The sequence below is a fragment of the Streptomyces sp. NPDC090083 genome (assembly GCF_044747445.1).
In the GTDB taxonomy this organism is placed as follows: domain Bacteria; phylum Actinomycetota; class Actinomycetes; order Streptomycetales; family Streptomycetaceae; genus Streptomyces.
The window spans coordinates 18648-36580 of the sequence record NZ_JBIVED010000005.1 but is presented as its reverse complement, the minus strand read 5'-3'; the positions used below and the strand labels follow the sequence as shown (position 1 = coordinate 36580).

General features: G+C 70.7%; 18 protein-coding genes. 15 read left to right on the top strand and 3 right to left on the bottom strand.

Going from position 1 to position 17933, the window contains the following annotated elements; all coding sequences use genetic code 11:
• Positions 1–8 precede the first annotated feature (8 nt).
• The 4 genes from ACIPTO_RS19590 to ACIPTO_RS19575 all read left to right on the top strand — a co-directional run bounded on the left by ACIPTO_RS19590 (position 9) and on the right by ACIPTO_RS19575 (position 6346).
• Positions 9–548 (top strand): hypothetical protein, encoded by a 540-nt coding sequence (locus tag ACIPTO_RS19590; RefSeq protein WP_352184110.1) that lies wholly within the window; start codon positions 9–11, stop codon positions 546–548.
• 13 nt (positions 549–561) lie between these two features.
• A complete protein-coding gene (locus ACIPTO_RS19585; protein ID WP_401193766.1) occupies positions 562–2460 on the top strand; it encodes a DUF6519 domain-containing protein in 1899 nt (632 codons plus the stop codon).
• Positions 2461–2472: 12 nt separating this feature from the next.
• A complete protein-coding gene (locus tag ACIPTO_RS19580) occupies positions 2473–4986 on the top strand; it encodes a VWA domain-containing protein (protein WP_401193763.1) in 2514 nt (837 codons plus the stop codon).
• A gap of 397 nt (positions 4987–5383) precedes the next feature.
• Positions 5384–6346: a PIN domain-containing protein gene (locus tag ACIPTO_RS19575; protein ID WP_401193760.1), complete on the top strand. Its 963-nt coding sequence runs from the start codon at positions 5384–5386 to the stop codon at positions 6344–6346.
• Positions 6347–7111: 765 nt separating this feature from the next.
• On the opposite strand, the gene ACIPTO_RS19570 is transcribed toward ACIPTO_RS19575, so the two are convergent.
• Complete coding sequence (locus ACIPTO_RS19570; RefSeq protein WP_401193758.1) at positions 7112–7687, bottom strand: TetR/AcrR family transcriptional regulator; 576 nt, start codon at positions 7685–7687, stop codon at positions 7112–7114.
• A gap of 86 nt (positions 7688–7773) precedes the next feature.
• Between ACIPTO_RS19570 and ACIPTO_RS19565 the strand changes: the two genes are divergently transcribed.
• The 3 genes from ACIPTO_RS19565 to ACIPTO_RS19555 all read left to right on the top strand — a co-directional run bounded on the left by ACIPTO_RS19565 (position 7774) and on the right by ACIPTO_RS19555 (position 9341).
• Entirely contained in the window at positions 7774–8643 is an 870-nt protein-coding gene (locus ACIPTO_RS19565; RefSeq protein ID WP_401193756.1) for an NAD-dependent epimerase/dehydratase family protein, read from the top strand.
• A gap of 252 nt (positions 8644–8895) precedes the next feature.
• Positions 8896–9225 carry a hypothetical protein gene (locus ACIPTO_RS19560; protein ID WP_401193753.1) on the top strand — a complete coding sequence of 110 codons (330 nt, stop codon included), beginning with the start codon at positions 8896–8898 and terminating at the stop codon, positions 9223–9225.
• Positions 9219–9341 carry a hypothetical protein gene (locus ACIPTO_RS19555; protein WP_401193751.1) on the top strand — a complete coding sequence of 41 codons (123 nt, stop codon included), beginning with the start codon at positions 9219–9221 and terminating at the stop codon, positions 9339–9341. The genes ACIPTO_RS19560 and ACIPTO_RS19555 overlap by 7 nt, the downstream gene beginning before the upstream one ends.
• A gap of 56 nt (positions 9342–9397) precedes the next feature.
• Here ACIPTO_RS19555 and ACIPTO_RS19550 read toward each other — a convergent pair whose 3' ends face one another.
• Positions 9398–11170, bottom strand: coding sequence for a PE-PGRS family protein (locus ACIPTO_RS19550; RefSeq protein WP_401193748.1), 1773 nt, complete (start codon positions 11168–11170; stop codon positions 9398–9400).
• Positions 11171–11371: 201 nt separating this feature from the next.
• Here ACIPTO_RS19550 and ACIPTO_RS19545 point away from each other — a divergent pair, with 201 nt between their 5' ends.
• Positions 11372–11713 carry a hypothetical protein gene (locus ACIPTO_RS19545; protein ID WP_401193745.1) on the top strand — a complete coding sequence of 114 codons (342 nt, stop codon included), beginning with the start codon at positions 11372–11374 and terminating at the stop codon, positions 11711–11713.
• Between the two features lie 114 nt (positions 11714–11827).
• Positions 11828–12076: a hypothetical protein gene (locus ACIPTO_RS19540; protein WP_401193743.1), complete on the top strand. Its 249-nt coding sequence runs from the start codon at positions 11828–11830 to the stop codon at positions 12074–12076.
• Positions 12077–12134: 58 nt separating this feature from the next.
• Here ACIPTO_RS19540 and ACIPTO_RS19535 read toward each other — a convergent pair whose 3' ends face one another.
• Positions 12135–12350 (bottom strand): heavy-metal-associated domain-containing protein, encoded by a 216-nt coding sequence (locus tag ACIPTO_RS19535; RefSeq protein WP_401193740.1) that lies wholly within the window; start codon positions 12348–12350, stop codon positions 12135–12137.
• 320 nt (positions 12351–12670) lie between these two features.
• On the opposite strand from ACIPTO_RS19535, the gene ACIPTO_RS19530 reads away from it, so the two are divergent.
• The 6 genes from ACIPTO_RS19530 to ACIPTO_RS19505 all read left to right on the top strand — a co-directional run bounded on the left by ACIPTO_RS19530 (position 12671) and on the right by ACIPTO_RS19505 (position 17893).
• The gene (locus ACIPTO_RS19530) at positions 12671–12874 is read left to right on the top strand and encodes a hypothetical protein (protein WP_401193737.1); all 204 of its coding nucleotides are present in this window, start codon (positions 12671–12673) and stop codon (positions 12872–12874) included.
• A gap of 190 nt (positions 12875–13064) precedes the next feature.
• Positions 13065–13340 carry a hypothetical protein gene (locus ACIPTO_RS19525; RefSeq protein WP_401193734.1) on the top strand — a complete coding sequence of 92 codons (276 nt, stop codon included), beginning with the start codon at positions 13065–13067 and terminating at the stop codon, positions 13338–13340.
• Positions 13340–15640, top strand: coding sequence for a heavy metal translocating P-type ATPase (locus ACIPTO_RS19520; RefSeq protein ID WP_401193731.1), 2301 nt, complete (start codon positions 13340–13342; stop codon positions 15638–15640). Before ACIPTO_RS19525 ends, ACIPTO_RS19520 begins: the two co-directional genes overlap by 1 nt.
• Positions 15637–16182 (top strand): copper chaperone PCu(A)C, encoded by a 546-nt coding sequence (locus ACIPTO_RS19515; RefSeq protein ID WP_401193728.1) that lies wholly within the window; start codon positions 15637–15639, stop codon positions 16180–16182. The genes ACIPTO_RS19520 and ACIPTO_RS19515 overlap by 4 nt, the downstream gene beginning before the upstream one ends.
• A gap of 134 nt (positions 16183–16316) precedes the next feature.
• Positions 16317–17060, top strand: coding sequence for a hypothetical protein (locus tag ACIPTO_RS19510; RefSeq protein ID WP_401193725.1), 744 nt, complete (start codon positions 16317–16319; stop codon positions 17058–17060).
• Between the two features lie 227 nt (positions 17061–17287).
• On the top strand, positions 17288–17893 hold the full coding sequence (locus ACIPTO_RS19505) for a sigma-70 family RNA polymerase sigma factor (RefSeq protein ID WP_401193723.1): 606 nt from the start codon (positions 17288–17290) through the stop codon (positions 17891–17893).
• Positions 17894–17933 lie beyond the last annotated feature (40 nt).

Sequence of the window (17933 nt, the reverse complement as noted above, 5' to 3'; positions counted from 1 at the left end):
AACCGCTCATGTCCGCGAACGAGTACCCGGCCGGGATGCTGCACGGCCGGTACCGCGACGTCCTGTTCGACCCGGCGGGCCGAGTGGTCTGGGACCACGGCTGGCGGAACAACACCATCGTCGGTGACTGCCGCCGGCTGCTGGCCACCATGCTGCGCGGGACCCCTGGCTCGTCCGGGCTGCTCGGCCTGCGGGTCGGCGCCGGGCTGAGCACCTGGGACGGCACCGGTCCGCCGCCGGCCGGTGCCGCGCAGACCGCGCTGGTCGACCCGCACCCCTACACCGTGCCCACAGCGAACCTGCGCATGGACTTCCTCGACACGGCCACCGTGTCCGCGACGCCCACCAACCGGCTCCAGATCCAGGCGACCCTCGGGCCCAGCGTGCCGAACTGGCCGGACGCGAACCACATCAGCGGCAATCTGCGCGAGTTCGGCCTGATCGCGAGCCTGGACGGGACCACCGTCCTGGTCAATTACGTCACCCACCCCGTCATCGCCAAGGACCCCGCGAGCACGTTGCAGCGGACCGTCTGGCTGACGTTCTGAGCAGGAGTCACCCATGGCCTCGATGACCTCCAGCACGTTCCACCCGCTGCTGCGGTACGTGAACGTGCGGCTGCAACAGGGCGTACCGATCGTCGACTCGGACGTCAACGAACTCGACGACGTCCGCAAGTTCGAGCTCCGGGCGTTCCTCAAGTGGTACGTCGGCGACGGTGTGCCCGAGGGCACCAACGGCTTCCAGATCACCGGTGGCCTCAGCAACGACTTCACCATCGGCGCGGGCGCCCCGGCCGGCAGCGGCAGCACCGAACTGGACACCGCGCTCGCGCACACCGGCCGGATCATCGTCGACGGCCTGGACGTCATGATCACGGCCGACGTGGCGTTCTCCGCGCAGCCGCTGCACGCCTCGCAGACCGGCTCCACGGCCCTCGCGGCCAAGCTCGGCGTCCCCGTCGTACCGGCCCTGACCATGACGGGCTCCGCCACGACCCTGGTCGCCTACCTGGATGTCTGGGAGCACCTGGTCACACCCGACGACGACCCGAACCTGATCCTGCCCGGTCTCGGCGTCGAGTCCTGCGCCCGGATCAAACGCGAATGGGTCGTCCGCACCGGCGCCGCCGTGCCCGTCTCCGGGGCATCGGACTTCCTTGCCGGACACTCCTACACCGCGCTCGCCGTCCTCAACAGGCCCGCCTCCAGCACCCTCATCGCCCCGGCGAACATCGTGGACAAGCGCCAGCGGCGACTGCTGCTGCCGCCGGCTCACCTGGTGCTCGACACCGTGGGCGTCGACCCGGCCGACTACCGCAGCGGCACCAACCGTCCGCTGATCAGCCTGCGCGCCGCGATCAACTCCCTGCTGGCCGGACAACTGCCCACCACCGGCGAGGTCGCCGTCGCCAACGGTCCCGGTCCCGACCTCCTCGGCAAGGCGGTGTTCCTCGACAACGCGAACGGACTGGTGATCGTCTGGCAGTCCAGCCAGTCCGGTACCAGCCAGGTGGCCCTGGCCCGGATCGACCTGACCAACCCGGGCATCACGAGCGTTCCGGCGACCACGCTGACCAGCGCCGGCGTGCACGCGGCACCGGCCGCGCTGATGCTGCCCAACGGCGACTACTTGGTCGCCTACCAGACCGCGGCGACCGAGGACCCGAACTCCGACCTGAAGCTGAAGCGCGGGCCGCTCGGCTCACTGGCCGGCGCGGGTGAGGTGACGGTCTCGGACACGGCGTCCGTCGCCGACCAGAAGGTCCAGGCGGTCCTTGCGGGCGACTTCGTCGTCTTCGTCTTCGACCAGCAGGGCGCAAGCACCGACAAGTGGTCCTACCGCCGCTACAAGCACACCGACAACTCCTTCCCGGACACCTCGCCGGTGCAGCTGGCGACGAACTCCGGCAGCCGGGCCATGCACACGGCGTCGGCCGGCGGACTGGTGTTCATCGCCTTCCACGACGGTACCAAGCTCACCGCGAGCATCCTGAACCCGGTCACCAACACGGTCGCCAACAGCCCGCAGAGCGCCGGGCCCGCGACCGACATCCATGTCCTGGCACTCAGCGCGACCTCGGCGCTGGTGTTCTACAGCACCGGCAGCGGCCTGTCCGTGCTCACCCTCAACGGGACCACGTGGAGCGGCCCGGCAGCCATCGCGGGCACCGACGTCAACGACAGCCAGCCGAACGCGGTCCAGGACGCCGACGGCACCATCTGGCTGCTCTCCACCCGGAAGTTCTCCGACAACACCAACCACGTCGTCGTACGCCGCCGCAACGCGGCCAGCGGCGACTGGACCGCACCCCAGCGGCTGGCCCCGAGCCCGGGCAACGACGGCTTCCCGGCCGGGGTTCCCGTGCCCGGCCAGGGCCTGTGGGCCGTCTGGGCCAACGACCGCAACGGAACCACCAACACCGACCTGTTCGCACGACGGGTCATCACCGCCATCTGAGAAGGGCGTTCCATGCCACAGCCACACATCACCGCGTCCACCGATCCCGCCATCAACTCCTACACGGTCGACACCTCCAAAGCGTTCGTGCTGGCCTTCCACCAGGCCATCGACGCCGGAGTCACCAAGGCGGTCAACATCACCTACGGGCAGCCCGCCGCCGGCGGCCCCGACCCCCTCCTCGAACTCACGCTCACCGGCAACGCCCCGATCAACCTCCTGACCGTCCCGCCGGGCCAGGAAGTCACGGTCGGCGACTTCACGGTGGCCGTCACGCGGAACCCCCCGGACAACGGAAGCGTCCTGGTCAACTGCCGGATCACCAACCAGACGCTCGGTTCCCTCGGCTCCCCGTGGACCCTGCGCGGCAGCCGCCCCGCCGCGGACCGGTGGGTCGTCCGGTTCTCCGACGCCTCGGCCAAGCTCGACTACGCGATCTGCGACCCGCGCGCGGTCGTACAGGACCCCGGGACAGCGCTGGAACAGGACCACGTCACCCTGGGGGCCGACGACGCGCGGGGCCCGGCCACCGAGCCGACCGTGCTCGGCACCCTGCCGGACGGCGCGTTCGCCCCGAGATACCTCTGGCACCAGGACGCCGGCATCGCGATCCTGCCCATGGACGAGACCACCGACGAGCCGACGCTGGACGTGGAACTTCCCGGTGTGTACGCGACGATCGACGCCCCGCTGACGGTCACCAGCTTCTTCGGCACGGACGGCTTCCTCACCAACGTCAGCGAGACCAAACACCTGACGATCAGTCACCGGCCGCAGGACATCGTGCTCGTGCTGGACCGGTCCGGCAGCATGGGCAGCGAGGACAAGTGGACCAACGCGGTCATCGCCACCAGGTCCCTCGTCCACCTCATCGCCGACGCCCGAGCGGGGGTCAACGACCAGGACCGGATCGGCATCGTCACCTTCACCGACCCGGGCACCTGGCACGCACTGCCGTTCTCGGACGAGGTCGAGACCGTGCTTCCGCTGACCCCGCTGGAGGACGCGCGCGTCGCCATCAACACCCTCGACCTCGGGCAGCCGGCCGACAACACCAACATCGGCGACGGCATCGTCACCGCCCTGGACCTGCTCGCCGGCGCCGGCCCCATCGCCGACCGGCGCTTCACGATGGTCGTGATGACCGACGGGATCCAGAACTCCGGGCACTACTACATCGGCGACACGCTGCCGGACGGCGCACCGCAGGGCACCGTGGAGGCGCTCAGCGACATCACCGGAGACCGGCTGCTGATCCTGGCCGCCGCGCGCAAGTACGTCATCGGCCTCGGCTCGACCATCGACATCGACGTGCTCCAGAAGCTCACCGACACCGGGTTCAAGCACGTCGTCAACCCGGCCGAGCTGCCCGGGGTGTTCACCGACATGCTGCACTTCTCCCAGGAGGTCAACCGTCCCGTCCCGTCCGCCACGGCACCCGGCACCATCCCCACCGAGCCCGACCGGGTCTACGTCACGACGACGGACGCCGACCGCATCGTCCTCTCGGTGATCAGCCCGCCGACGGCCGGAACCATCGCGCTCGACCTGTGGGACGGCACCCGCTTCACCCCGCCCACCCCGGTGCCCGCCCCCAACATCTCCGTGACGGACCAGGCTCTCTCGGCCGGCGCGCCGAACAAGCTCCCCGAGGGGGAGGTCGTGTGGCGGGTGAGCCTGCTCAACAACACCACCAAGGAGCCGGAGCCTTTGTCGCCGGACCAGGTGCTGCTCTACGAGGACCTGCACCTCAAGGCCGATCTGTCGCTGGACCGGCAGACCTACCTGACCGGTGACGACATGGTCCTGACCGTCCGGATCCGGCACGACTCGACACCCGTCCTCGGCGCGGTGGTCCGGGCCGAACTCGACGCCCCGGCCGCCGGGTTGGGCGAGGAGATGGCGGCGGCGGCTCCGTCGCTGGCCACCTCGGTGGCGGACCCTTCCGGCAAGGACGTCCCGCCGCCGGCCGAGCAGCGCATCATCGACGTGATGCGGCACAACGGCTGGAGCCAGTGGCCCCGCCACCGGGCGCCGGGCCTGTTCGCTGACGGCACCGACACGCTGCACGACCCGGACGGCAACGGGAACTACACCAACACCTTCCGGCGCGTGTTCAAGGCAGGCTCGTACAGCTGGAAGGTCTTCGTCGACGGCCAGGACCCGGACGGCAACACGTTCAGCCGTCAGCTCGCCGTCACCACGGTCGCCGGCGTGAAGGTCGACGCGCGCACCACGAAGGTGGTGACCCAGCGCATACCCAAACACCCCAGTGGCCTGCAGGCGACACGGATCATCATCACCCCGCAGGACGTCCGGCACGAGCGTCTGGGCCCCGGCCACGACGACGTGGTCGTCTTCGCCCTGAAGGACGGCATGTACGAGCACATCGCCAACCACCAGCCGGCGCCGGTGTTCACGGACGGGACCTACCAGCGGGTGATCCTCTACAAGGGCAACCAGCACCCGGTCGTCACGGTCCTCGCCGCTGACACCCTGCTCAAGCCGATCGACGCCAGGAGCTGACCCGCCGGCGGCCACGCGACCCGGGCACCCCTCGGACCGCGTGGCCGCCGACTGCCCTGCCCTCGTTGACCAGTGCTCACGTGGCCGCCCTGCAGCGACGCGCCGCCAGTTCATTGGTTTCGCCTCTTCGGGAAAATCTAACGATCGGTATCTCATGTCGGAGAGGCTCTCGGTAATCGGCTCTGGCAGTGTCCATGCCGTGTCGTGTTCTGGAGGGGGACGTGGCTGTGTATGCGGTTCAACGATGCTGATGGCAATCTCCTGGATCCGTGGTCACGGCTGAGCCCGGGGCCCGGGCTCAGGTGTGCCGACGCTGTGCGTGTAGTGGTTACCAGGTGAGGTGGACGGCTCCGTTGTGGCCGGCGTGGCAGGGAAGGGGATCTGATCGATGGGACGCATGACCAACTCGTACCTGCCTGACACGGACCGAGGAGCGCTGATCGTCCTCGACAGTGACCAGCTTGAACTGGCCGGCTTCCCTGACGGGGGCGTGTTCAGGATGCTGCACACGGCGGCCGACCTGCACGGGGACACCCTCGCGGTGCCTCAGGCGGTGGCGGACGAGCAGCTTGCGCAGCATCACTTCGAGGCACAGGAGCTGACAGGGCGTTCACCGGAAGACGCTGTCCGCCGCCGACGCGAGGCTCTCCACGCGTTCTGCACGATCCTGCCGACGCCCGAAGGCGCCGTGGAGGAGGCCTTGGACCGAGTGGCGAAACGCCGTCTTCCCGCCCGGGCCGCATCGGCCGACGCAGCTGTCGGCAAGGCCGATGCCCACGGCATTCGGGACACCGTGGTCTGGCTGACCCTGCTCGCCGCTTTCGAAGACCGGAACCAGATGCTCTGGTTTCTCTCCGGCAACCAGGACTTCGCCGCGCGCTCCGCGTTTCACCCCGATCTGCGCGCAGAAGCCGAACAGCGTCTGGGCACGGACAGATCACTTTTCCTGGGCCTGATCAAGGACGGCATTCCCGCGCTGTTGAAGCGATGGGGTACCAAAGTGACGCTAAGCGCCCAGGACTTGAACCTTCTGGTGCGGTCGGAGTCGGTTGCGCAGCAGGTACGGGCCGTGATCACGGGGCCAGCGCGACCCTTCGCGCCGGACTTTCCCGTGCCTGGCACGGGCCTCCTGGCTTTTGACGGCCGGCTCAGCAGACCTGTGGCCTATCAGGTCGAGGACAGGCTGTGGGTGCCGACCAGAATCCGCTGGAGGGTTCACGGGGAGGAACACACGTGTTCCGGCTCCTCGTTCATCATGACGCGGGTGCTGCTGGAGGTCAGCGTCGAGCCGATGCTCGTGCTGGGCGTGACGGTTCTGGACGTCAGCACAGCCGAACCACTCGCTGCGCGAGAACGGTGAGACCTGATACGCGAGATGACACCCGCCGCGGGCCCTCACGGAAGGCTGCCTGAACCTGCCCAGCCGTATCATCCGCCTGGCGCGAGCGGCGCGCAGCGCGCGGGTGGTCTTCCCAGCGGCGCCGCATGCTACTCGTCCTTGCTGCGGACGGCCTGTGCAAGGTGGCGCCGCTTCCGGTGCGCGTGGCCGAGCGAGTTCGTGCTGACGTCCTCGCCGAACGTACTGGCGACTTCCCAGGGGCCGGGTGCCGGTTCCGGGCCGGAGCCCGGGAACGAGGTGGTGCAAGCGGTGGGTTCAGTCAGCCGGCGGGGATGACGTAGGCGCGCCCCTGTCCTCGTTGGAGGGCGCACAGATCGGGCCGCCGCGTCGGACCGGAACGGGACGCGGGCGTACGGGAGTTCAGCCGCAGGCCGGGAGCCCGCGCGCCCTCGCCGACCCGTCGCGGGGCGGGTCGGGTCGGGGAGAGCGGCTTCCTGCGGCGGGGCGGACAGGGAGAGCAGCCGCGTCGGTTCGGACCTGCGCGGCGGCTGCTGCTCGCCGTCGTGGTGGTCAGGCAGTGTGGGCGCCGGACGTGGGCGGTCGTGCCGGGACGGAGGCGCCGACCGGCGCCCGGGGTGCAGGGGCAGTGGCTCGGTGGTTACCGGGCGGCAGGCCCAGATGATGCTGCTTCCGGCGATGCAGGTCGCGACGATCGCGGCGGTCGCCCGAGCCAGCGCCGCGTGCGGCGCCGCGGAGCCGGACAGCGCCGCATCCTGGCCGGGCGGGCTATTCGAGCACGGACATGGCCGTCTTCAGCTCGCCGAACACTTCTCGCGCGTACTCGACGAGAGTCCGCGGATCCGGTGCCGACGTCCACCGGTCGAACGCGCCGTAGAACGCACGCGTGCCCAGTTCGGCGGCGAGATCGGCGACGAGTTCCGATACGCCGCGCGTGCGGAGCGCCTGCGCCGTCGCCTCGGTGAGCGCAGCACGCTTGGAGGCGGAGCGCTCCTGTAGTTCCGCGCTGTTCGCGATGACTGCCCGAAGCCGCCGACCGATGTCCCGCCGGTCCTCGGTGAACGAGGATGCGAGTCCCTCCAGCGCCAGGCCGACCATGTCCAGCGGCGTAGCCGTTTCGGGCGCCTCGGCGATCGCCTCGGCCACTATCCGGTTGTGGATCTCCTGCCCGGCGAACAGTACTTCGCGCTTGTCGGAGAAGTGCCGGAAGAACGTGGTCTTGGTCAGCCCTCCAGCCCGCTCCGCGATCTCGTTGACCGTCGTCGTCTCGTATCCCTGCTCCGCGAACAGTTCGACCGCGGCGCGGACCAGCCGTTCTCGTGCGTTCGGTTCCCATCGAGCCATGGGGACAATTCTAGGTGATGTGACTTGGTAACATCACCATGCTACGGTGATGTTACCAAGTCACATCACCTATCGAGGAGATCCTCGTGCGCATCTTCGTCACCGGAGCCAGCGGCCACATCGGCTCCGCAGTCGTCCCTGAACTCATTCACGCAGGTCACGACGTCGTCGGCCTCGCCCGTTCCGACGAGGCGGCCGCGACCGTCAGGGCGATGGGCGCCGAGGCCCGCCACGGCAACCTGACCGACCTCGACGGCCTGCGCGAGGCCGCCCGCAACGTCGACGCGGTCGTTCACCTCGGGTTCCAGCACGAGGGCATCGCGTCCGGCCGTTTCGCCGAGGTCGCCGCGCAGGACGAAAAGGTCGTCCACGCGATCTGCGGCGAACTCGTCGACACCGGCAAGGCCTTCCTCGGCATCGGCATGGGCCGCGTCGAGGACCTCGTCAACCACCGGAATCCCCGCGCCAAGGTCGCACTCGCCCTGCACGGGTACACCGAGCGCGGCGTGCGCACCGTCCTGGTCGCGGTCCCGAACGTCACGCACAGCGAGCGCGACCGGAATGGGTTCATCCCGCAGTACCTGCGGATCGCCCGCCAGAGCGGCGTCGCCGGTTACGTCGGTGACGGCGCCAACACCTGGGCCGCGGGCCACACCCTCGACGTCGCGCGTGTCTGGGCGCTCGCGGTGGAGAAGGCCCCGGCCGGTTCGCAGGTGACCGGCGCCACTGAGTCCGGCGTCCCGGTCGTCGACATCGCCGAGTCCGTGGCCCGCCACCTGGGCATCGAAGCGGTCAGTATGTCGGCGGAGCAGGCAGCCGAGCACTTCAAGGCATTCCCCTTCATCGGCATCGACGTGAAGATGCCGAACGAGGCGACACGCGAACTGCTCGGCTGGGAGCCGACCCACCCCACTCTGCTCGCCGACCTCGACGCAGGCTTCTACTTGAATCGCTGAGGCGCCGGGAGGCTGTTGGAAGCATTCGCCGGAACTTCCGTGATGTTCCTGTCGGCCTCTTGAGGGGTTCGACTCGTCAGCGTGGGCCTCACTCCTGAGAGCGAGGGGCGCGGCTGACGGAATTCAGCCGAGCGAAAGCCGCCTCGGCTCGACGGGATTCCACGAAGGGGCCGAGCGAACGTCGGGGTAGGTGAGTCCCGGACACGGCCACACCCTCGCCGACCTGTTGCGTCGGGCAGCCTGAATCCTGCAGTGGGCACCGCCGTCGCGCACGCTCTGCTCACCCGTGACACCGGCCCCCTCACCGTCGTCGACCGGCTGACGGACCGAGCCGAGGCCCTCGCGGGATCCCTGAACCGGCAATTCGGCAACGGCCGGGCGAGCGCCTCGGCTCCGGACGGCCTCCCGACCGCGACCCCCGGAGCCGACGGCCTCGTCCACACCAGCCCCGCCGGCGTGGTCGCGCACCACGGCCTTCCTCTCCCTGCCGACCTGGCGCGCCTCGGCTCGTGGGTCGTCGACGTGATCTATCAGCCGTTCGAGCCGAGCTGCTGGCGCGCGCCCGGGGGCGCACCGTGCTGAACGGTGGCGGCCTGCTCGTGTTCCAGGCGGCCGACGCCTTCCGGCTCTTCACCGGACGACAAGGGGACCGCACCCGCATGCTCGCTCACACCGCCGAGCTGGCCGCATCGGAGTGAGCGCCTGGGCAACGGGAGATGGCGACGCCGCGCGAACGCGAGATGCGCACGACCCGTCAGATCTGGCGGGGGCCGACCAACTCCCGGTACAGCGCTTCGCGTTCCTTGCTGCCGTCCTCGGTCTTGGCGAGCTTCTGCACCCACTCCTGGTTGAGTTCGTCGAGGAACGCGCGCCAGTTTCCGCCGCTGTGCTTCTGCGTGAAGTCGGAGAGCTCGACCAGGCGGGAATTGTCCTTCAGCTTGCCGCCACCGACCTTGTCACCCTTGTGGCCGTGCAGGACGGACTCGTCGTTGGCGGTGGCCTCGCTGGAAGTGGCCTTGTGCTCGTAGCCGACCGGGCTCTTGGCGTGCGGGGCGAGGGTCTCTATGCCGACCAGGAGGGAACCCTTCGTCTTGGCGGTCGGCTGCTGGAAGACCAGCAGCATGTGACCCCAGGAACCGTTGGGCAGGATCACGTCGCCGTTCCAGTCGGAGCCACCGAGACCGCCGCCCGCGATGTCCATACCCATGAGCAGCGGCGGCTTCGAGCCCGCCTTGGAGAAGAAGTTCTTCACGGCGGCCGGGAGTTCGCCCTCCTCCTGGAACTTTCCCGGCTTCCCGTCCTTGTCCTCGGTGATCTTCGTGCGGTGCGTCGCGAAGTCGCGGGGGGTCACCGAGGGGCCGGGCTGACGGGCCTGATCCTGGCCTGCCGTGTCCTGGCGTTCCGGGACCGGCTGGGTGACGCCCAGGAAGTCGGTGAGGTCGTACGGCGACTGCCCGTCGGTCAGGGCGGGAATGTCGATGACGACCCGGCCGCCGTGGGCCAGCGCACGGATGACGTCCTGCCCGTGGTCGTCCATGTGGGCCTTGCGGCCGGCGTCGTAGAGCTTCAGGCCGTTCCGGAGGATCAGCAGCACCTTCGTGAGCATCTCCCGGGCGTCCTTGTCATGGGACGCCCACTTCTGGGTGGACTCCTTGTCCGCGTCGGGGTGCCGGCGGTCGGCCGGGATACCGGCCGGGTGAAGGGTGTCGACGGCGGTCTGCCGGATCTGTTCGTAGGCTTCCCGCTTCATCTCCTCCTTCACGTCGTCCGGGATGTTGGGGGACTTGGTCGTCATGAACCTGCCGAGGGTGTAGTCCGGGTGGCTCGGGGGAGCGGCCATCGCCTGCACCATGTGCGGATGCTGCCTCTGGAAAGCCAGAGTGGCGGTGAGCACCCGTTTGCCGGAGGGCAGCTTCATCCAGTCGTCGAACCGGCCCCCCACATATGCGTCGGCGTCCTCGTACGTGCCGATGCCGACCCTCTGGAGCCACTTCGGGTTGACGCTCGAAAGGTGCTTGATGTCCGCGAGCTCCTGGTCGGTGAACGGCTCTCCGAGCTTCACCCGGCGGTCCAGGGTGCGCCGCAGTTTGGGCTCCCCCTCGACCATCCACTCCTCGGGCCACCAGGTGTTGGGGGCGAGCCAGCCGACCTTGATCTTCTGCAGGACCGTGTGGTCGGGGATCGACTTCATCAGGCGCCGGATCTGCTGCGCACCGTGCTTGTCTGCACTGGCGGCCTCCGGCGCGGGCGCCTCCTGCTCCTGGGCGGACTGCGCCGGGGCATCCCCACCGACGCGCTGGACCGCCACCCCGGCCCCGCCCCGGCCGTGGACATGCCCGTGACCTACGGCCCCCGCGTCCTGGCCCGTACCCTCGCGATGCTGTCCCGCACCCACGTCCCCCGACGCCACCCGTTGCAGGTGGGTCAGCCACGGGCCGGTGAGGGGGGCGGCCGGCGTGGTGGTCCGGGACGGGCCACCACGTCTCTGCCCGGTCTCCGGGCTGTGCTGCCGCTGGTGGGAGTGCACGCGGATTCCCCCTCGCTGACCTGGGCGGTTGCTGGTCGGCTCCGTTCTACGCCGCACCGCGCCACGAGGGAAGGTCCGCCCGGGCAGAGTCCGTTGCCCCGATTTGCGCGTGAGCGGCGTACGACCGCGCACGCACGTGGTCATGCGCGGGGAGGCGCCTCGACCTGCGGCGGAGGCCGCTTTGCTTCCTATACTCCTGGTGTGTCCGAGACATCGAGCTTCTTCCATGTGTCGTCCGTGCTCAATAGGCGGTCGATCGCGCGGCATGGCCTGGACTGGTCCCGGATGAGCGGCGCACGGGGAATCGCAGGCAGCCGCCGCCCTGAGGCGGAGGGGATCTTCGTCTGCCGGGGCGAGGAGGAGGCAGGGTTCTTCTTTCGGATCAACAACACTGGTGGGCCGGTTGATCTGTGGTCGGTGGACGGAATCGACGAGGGGCTGCTCGTCGACAACGGCAACGGATTCGTTTACCTGCCCGGTCGCATACCGGCCGCGCGAGTCCGCCTCGTGCGAGCAGACGTTCCTTCTGAGTCTGGTTGGTGACTCCGCGCGGTCCTGGGGCTGCGGGCAGGCATACCAGGACATCCGGCTGCGACGGCGGGGACGTCGACCGTGCCCCTCAGGCGGGTTCGCGCGTCCGGCAGCCCTTGACGAGGAGTGAGAAGTCATCTCGTCGACGGTTGCATCCTGGCCGCCGCCGACATCATGGCCGCCCTCGACCCCGAGGCGGCGCCGCCTCACTCATCTCATGACGCGGGTGGCTGCGCGATCGGCACGATCCGTTCCCGGGTGGCCCGGGCCCGCGCGTCCCTGACCGACCTGCTGGACCAGGCGGAGGCGACGGGAGAGTCCGCGCCGCGGCGGTCCGGCGATGTGCCGGGTGCCGCGGTCGGCGTGCGCGGTTGACGGCGAAGGCCGGACACGACCGCCGACGTGTCCGGCCCGCCCGGCGCTGCCGTTGTCCTCAGGCGGCGACCGTGTCGGCGATGCCGTACCCGGCCTCTACGATCGCGGCGCGGAGCCGTCCGTCGTCGAGGTCGGTTCCGTGCACGGTGACGGACTTGGCGGCGACGTCCACCACGACCTCGCTCACCCCCGCGACCTCGGACACCTCTTCCCTGATGCTGGCCGCGCAGTGCTCGCAGCTCATGCCGGTGACGTCGTACTGCTTCTGTGCCATGGCGCAACTCCTGGTAGCCGAAGGGGCTTTGCGTGACTTACGGGTATACGGGGTCGGATGTTCAGTGCGTTCCCGTCACCACAACAGTCGGCTGGACACAGGCGGAAGTTCCGAAGGAGGGCAGGCCGGTTCCGGGGTGGAGCGCGGGGGAAGGACTCCTCCGCGGCGCCGGGCCGGAGGCAGAGGGGGTGGCCTGAGTGGCGGACTGTCGGCACGAGCGGTATCGCGGCACGGCGTACCCCACGTGGCCCTGGGAGCCCGAGTCGACGGAGGTCCGGGGACGACGCACGCGTATCACCGGGGGAGCCTGGCCGCTGCACGTGGCGACCCTTCTCGTTCTCGCCGGGGGCTACGGCTGGCTGGGCTTCGCCGCCGACGGCGGGCTCGGTGCGCTGGTCGGATGCGCCGCCGGGCTCGTGACCGGCGCCCTGCTGCACTTCCTGGTGAACTCGGCCGTATCGGGCACCTCGATGCGTCGGCGCCCGCGTCGTAGCCGCAGGACGTCACCCCGCCCGGTACGGTGACCGGCCGCTCTGCACCCGCGTAGGCCCCGGCGCCTTGCCGCGCACCACGACCGGGGACGTCTCTCCCCGGTGTGCCGTACGTCATTTCCCGCCACGGGAACTCGGTGTTCTGTCCGGCCGACTACTGGAGCGTCACGGCTTCAACTGCCGACGCCCGTACGACGGTTCGACACCACTAGGAAGGCCGAGCATGGCCGAGATCATCCCACCGCCCCACCCCGCCGGCGTGATCGCCCGCAGGCTGTTCGTGCCGCCTCCCGCGTTGTGCGGCTTCCTGATGCTGCTCGTCCTGGTGTTCTCGGCGTCGTACGCCGTCGGATCGTCCGCCGGGCCGGTGGCGCCCGGGATGCACGGGACCCGGGGCGGGGCAGGCGGAGGAGCGGGCGACGACAGTGGCGACGGAAGCGGCGGCGGCATGCAGGACATGCATGACATGCCGGGCACGACCGACGGGAGCGGGCGGTGATGGCCGGCGAAGCGGTGACCGGCCTTGTGGTCACGGACCTCGCCGTCGGCGGGATGACCTGCGCGGCCTGCGTACGGCGGGTGGAGAAGAAGCTTGCCAAGCTGGAGGGCGTCACGGCCACCGTGAACCTGGCCACCGGGATGGCCCGGGTCAGTCATCCGGCGGACGTCGCACCGCGGGAACTCGTCACGGCGGTCGAACAGGCCGGATATCAGGCCGAGTTGCCCGCTCCGCCCGCTCGGAAGGACGTGCCGGCGGCTGCCACCGATCCGGACGGTGTCGAGGCCGCCGCTCGTCAGGACCGCGAGCGGCTGCTCGTCACCGCGCTGCTCGCCGTTCCCGTTCTGGTGCTGTCGATGGTGCCGGCCCTGCAGTTCCGCAACTGGCAGTGGCTCTGTTTCGCGTTGGCGGCGCCGGTGGCGGTGTGGAGTGCCCGCCCCTTCCACGAGCGTGCGCTGCGTGGGCTGCGGCACTCGGCGGCCACCATGGACACCCTGGTGTCGCTGGGTGTGGTGGCGTCCTTCTCCTGGTCGGCGTACGCGTTGTTCCTCGGGGGCGCGGGCGGGCCGGGGATGCGGATGCCGTTCAGCCTGCTGCCGTCCGCCTCGGACGGCACCGCGCACGTCTATCTGGAAGCGGTGGTGAGCGTGCCGCTGTTCGTGCTGACCGGACGGTATCTGGAGGCGCGGGCACGCCGGGGGACGGGGGAGGCGCTGCGGGCGCTGGCGGACCTGGGGGCCAAGGAGGTGTCCGTCCGCGAGGGGCACAGCGAACGGGCCATTCCCATCGAGGAGTTGACGGTCGGGCAGGTCTTCGTCGTGCGGCCGGGCGAGCGGGTCGCCACCGACGGCCTGGTGACGGAGGGGAGTTCGGCCGTGGACCTGTCCCTGGTCACCGGTGAGAGCGAGCCCGCGGAGGTGAGTCCCGGCTCGGCACTGGTCGGCGGGGCCGTCAACGCCGGCGGACTGCTCCTCGTGCGGGCGACGGCGGTCGGCGCGGACACCCAACTCGCTCGCATCACAAGAATGGTGACGGAGGCTCAGGCGGGCAAGGCGCGGGCGCAGCGGCTGGCCGACGCGGTGGCGGGCGTGTTCGTCCCCGTCGTGCTGGCCATCGCGGTGGCCGTCCTCGGGTTCTGGCTCGGGGCCGGTGCCGACCCGCAGGCGGCGCTCACCGCCTGCGTCGCCGTCCTCGTCGTGGCCTGCCCGTGTGCGCTGGGGCTCGCCACCCCGACCGCCCTGATGGCCGCGACCGGGCGTGGGGCACAACTGGGTGTGTTGGTGAGCGGGTCGCAGACGCTGGAGGCGCTCCAGCACGTCGACACGGTCGTCCTGGACAAGACCGGGACCCTGACCTCCGGTCACATGACCGTGGCGCGGGTGACCGTCGTGCCCGACGGCCCGGCCCGGGAGGAACTGGTCTGCCTGGCCGGAGCGGTGGAGCAGGGCTCCGAGCATCCGATCGGGCGGGCCGTCACCGCGTACGCACGCCGCTCGGCGGACCAGGAGCCGCTGCCGGAGGTGACCGGCTTCGCCGCCACGGCGGGGCGGGGTGTCACGGGGCGTGTGGCCGGTCGTACGGTCGAAGTGGCCGTTCCGGAAGGCGAGTTGCCGCCCGTGCTGGCCCAGGCTCTGGCCGCCGCGGAGGAGGAGGCGTACACATCCGTGGTCGTCCGCGTGGAGGGGGAGGCCCTGGCGCTGATCGCCGTGGGCGACCTTGTGCGGCCCGGCAGCTATCGAGCCGTGGACCGGTTGCGGCGGCTGGGAATCCGCCCGGTGCTGGCCACCGGGGACCGTGCGGCTCCCGCGCGGGCGGTGGCGGCGGCCCTCGGCATCGACGAGGTGCATGCCCGCTGTTCTCCGCAGGACAAGGCCGATCTGGTCCGGCGGTTGCGGGAGGAGGGCGGGCGGGTCGCCGTCGTCGGTGACGGGGTGAACGACGCCGCCGCGCTCGCCGGTGCCGATCTGGGCATCGCCATGGGCAGCGGTACGGACGTGGCCATCGGCGCCGCCGACCTGACCCTGGTGCGCGGCGACATCGAGGCCCTCGTGGACGCCGTCCGGCTGGCCCGGCGCACGCTGGGCACGATCCGCGCCAACCTGGTGTGGGCCTTCGGCTACAACGTCGTCACCGTGCCGCTCGCGATGGTGGGACTGCTCAACCCCATGCTCGCCGCCGCCGCGATGTCGGTGAGTTCGGTGCTGGTGGTCGCCAACAGCCTGCGGCTGCGCGGCTGGCAGCCGACACCCGCCGGCGGGCGGGCACATGGAACGCGAGCCGGGAAGGCGGCCGTTCGATGAGGAACCCGATGCGGCAGTGGACGATCCGGGCCCTCGCCGACCGGCGGCGGCTGAGGGACGGCGCTCTCGCCGCGCTCGTTCCCGTCGCCGCGTGCAGTGTGGCCCTGGCGGGCCTGACCGCCTGGGCCGGTGCCGGCCGGGCGGGCACCCCGGCGCGCATCCGTGTCACCGAGGGACGTGTCCTCCTGCCGTCGGTCCGGGGCGCGGAGACGGCGGCGTTCCTCGACATCGCCAACCACGGCGGCTCGGCCGACAGCCTGATCCGGGTGACGTCACGCGATGTCCCCGGCGGGATCACGCTCGCCCGGCACCGCATGAACGCGGGGAACGCTGGCTACCGGGCCACGATCGACTCCGTCGGGATACCCGCTGGCGGGCGTCTGGCGATGTCGCCCGAGGGCGTGGACCTGACGGTGTCCGCTCCGGCCGGGAAGACCTGGACCTCGGGCGATCTGGTCCCCCTCACCCTGGAGTTCCGGCGCAGTGGACGGGTCGACATCCTCGCGGTGGTGGTGCGTCCGGGAAGTGTCTCGTTCCAGTAGTCGTGCCGTCCGGCCGTCGAGTTCCCGGCGGAAGGGCGTGATGTGGGTCACCGCCTGCTCGGTGAGTCGGGGGGCGGGTGTCCGCACGTACCCCCTGCCGACGAGCAGACGCCGGGTGCGAGGATGAGCGGGCTATGACTGTCCGAGGGTGGTGCCGTGCGCTGCGGGCCGGTGTTTTCGCCGCCGCCTGCGTGCTGCTCGCCGCTCTCGGCCACGTGATCATGTCGGGGACGTCCGTCCCGTGGTGGGCCATGGCCGTCGGCGGCGCCGGAACCGGCATCGCGGGCTGGCTGCTGGCCGGCCGCGAGCGCGGCCGGACGCTGGTCGTCACGGTCGTGACAGCCGCGCAGGCCGTGCTCCACGAGGGGTTCTCCCTGGCGCAGACGCTCACCCGGCCGGGGATGCCCGGACAAGGCGCCCTGTCAGGTACCTCGGGCTCGATGACGGACATGAGCGGCATGGACATGGGCTCCATGCACATGGGCTCCTCCCACATGGACTCGACGCACATGGGCTCCTCTCCCATGGACCCGATGGACATGGGGTCCATGGCGCACACCATGTCCGGTGTTCACCACGCGCACGGTATGGGCGGCATGAGCGGCTCCGCCATGTACGGCATGTTCGCCGCGCACCTCCTGGCCGCGGTCCTGTGCGGGCTGTGGCTCGCGTACGGCGAGCGCGCGGTCTTCCGCGTGCTGCGGGCGGCAGCCGTCCGCCTGGTCGCACCCCTGCGGATGCTGCTGGCCGGACCCGTGCCGCTCCCGCGTCCGCTCGCGGACCGGCGCCGTACCACCGACGTGCCGTCTCCGGTGCGTCTCCTCCTGTGTTCCTCCCTCGCTTCCCGGGCCCCGCCCACGGGTGTCGCTGTCGCCTGAGACAGCCGGAACCACCGGGGCCTCACGTCTCGACCACCGTCCTGCCGCTGTCGCGCGCAGTTCCTTCCCGTCGGCTCGGCACCCGGCACCTCGCGTGCCGCCGTGCGCCGACGCGTCCTGACGGGCCCCGGGCACCGCCGTACCACCGCGTACGGCTGCCGCACCCCAAGTCCCGGTGCGCTGCCCCCTGTTCGGGCGGGCCCCGGACGACCCGAGAGGGACATCACGTGACTGTTTCCGTCCTGCCCGCTCCCCGGAGCCGACGCGCCTCGGCGGACGCGGCGGCGACCGCCTGGGCGCTGGCCGCCCGCGGCGGCGATCCAAACGCGGCCGAGCACTTCGTCCGCGCGCTGCACAACGACGTGCTCCGCTACGTCGCTCACCTCAGCGGCGATCCCCAGGCCGCCCACGACCTGACCCAGGACACCTTCGCGCGGGCCTTCGGCAGCCTGCACCGCTACGAGGGAAGGGCCTCGGCCCGCACCTGGCTGCTGTCGATCGCCCGCCGCGCGGTGGTCGACAGCTTCCGCCACGCCGCCGCCAGGCCGCGCATCGCAGACACCCCCGACTGGCAGACGGCCGTCGAACGCACCCTGCCGCGCGGCCTGCCGGGCTTCGACGACGGCGTGGCGCTGCTGGACCTGCTGGCAGCGCTGCCCGCCGAACGCCGTGAGGCGTTCGTCCTCACCCAGGTCGTCGGACTGCCCTACGAGGAGGCGGCGGGCTTCATCGGCTGCCCCATCGGCACCGTCCGCTCCCGGGTCTCCCGGGCCCGGGCGACCCTGGAACGGCAGCTGGCGGAGGCCGAAGCGCCGGCCGCGCTGGCGAGCTGAGGCGAGGGGTGGGCGCTCCCGGCAGGGAGCGCCCACCCCT

What these genes read in the sequence shown, in the direction of transcription:
- ACIPTO_RS19525 (WP_401193734.1), top strand. Translation starts at nt 13,065, where the DNA reads ATGGCCGAGATCATCCCACCGCCCCACCCCGCCGGCGTGATCGCCCGC.
- ACIPTO_RS19570 (WP_401193758.1), bottom strand. Translation starts at nt 7,687, where the DNA reads ATGGCTCGATGGGAACCGAACGCACGAGAACGGCTGGTCCGCGCCGCG.
- ACIPTO_RS19520 (WP_401193731.1), top strand. Translation starts at nt 13,340, where the DNA reads ATGGCCGGCGAAGCGGTGACCGGCCTTGTGGTCACGGACCTCGCCGTC.
- ACIPTO_RS19590 (WP_352184110.1), top strand. Translation starts at nt 9, where the DNA reads ATGTCCGCGAACGAGTACCCGGCCGGGATGCTGCACGGCCGGTACCGC.
- ACIPTO_RS19575 (WP_401193760.1), top strand. Translation starts at nt 5,384, where the DNA reads ATGACCAACTCGTACCTGCCTGACACGGACCGAGGAGCGCTGATCGTC.
- ACIPTO_RS19510 (WP_401193725.1), top strand. Translation starts at nt 16,317, where the DNA reads ATGACTGTCCGAGGGTGGTGCCGTGCGCTGCGGGCCGGTGTTTTCGCC.
- ACIPTO_RS19580 (WP_401193763.1), top strand. Translation starts at nt 2,473, where the DNA reads ATGCCACAGCCACACATCACCGCGTCCACCGATCCCGCCATCAACTCC.
- ACIPTO_RS19535 (WP_401193740.1), bottom strand. Translation starts at nt 12,350, where the DNA reads ATGGCACAGAAGCAGTACGACGTCACCGGCATGAGCTGCGAGCACTGC.
- ACIPTO_RS19585 (WP_401193766.1), top strand. Translation starts at nt 562, where the DNA reads ATGGCCTCGATGACCTCCAGCACGTTCCACCCGCTGCTGCGGTACGTG.
- ACIPTO_RS19515 (WP_401193728.1), top strand. Translation starts at nt 15,637, where the DNA reads ATGAGGAACCCGATGCGGCAGTGGACGATCCGGGCCCTCGCCGACCGG.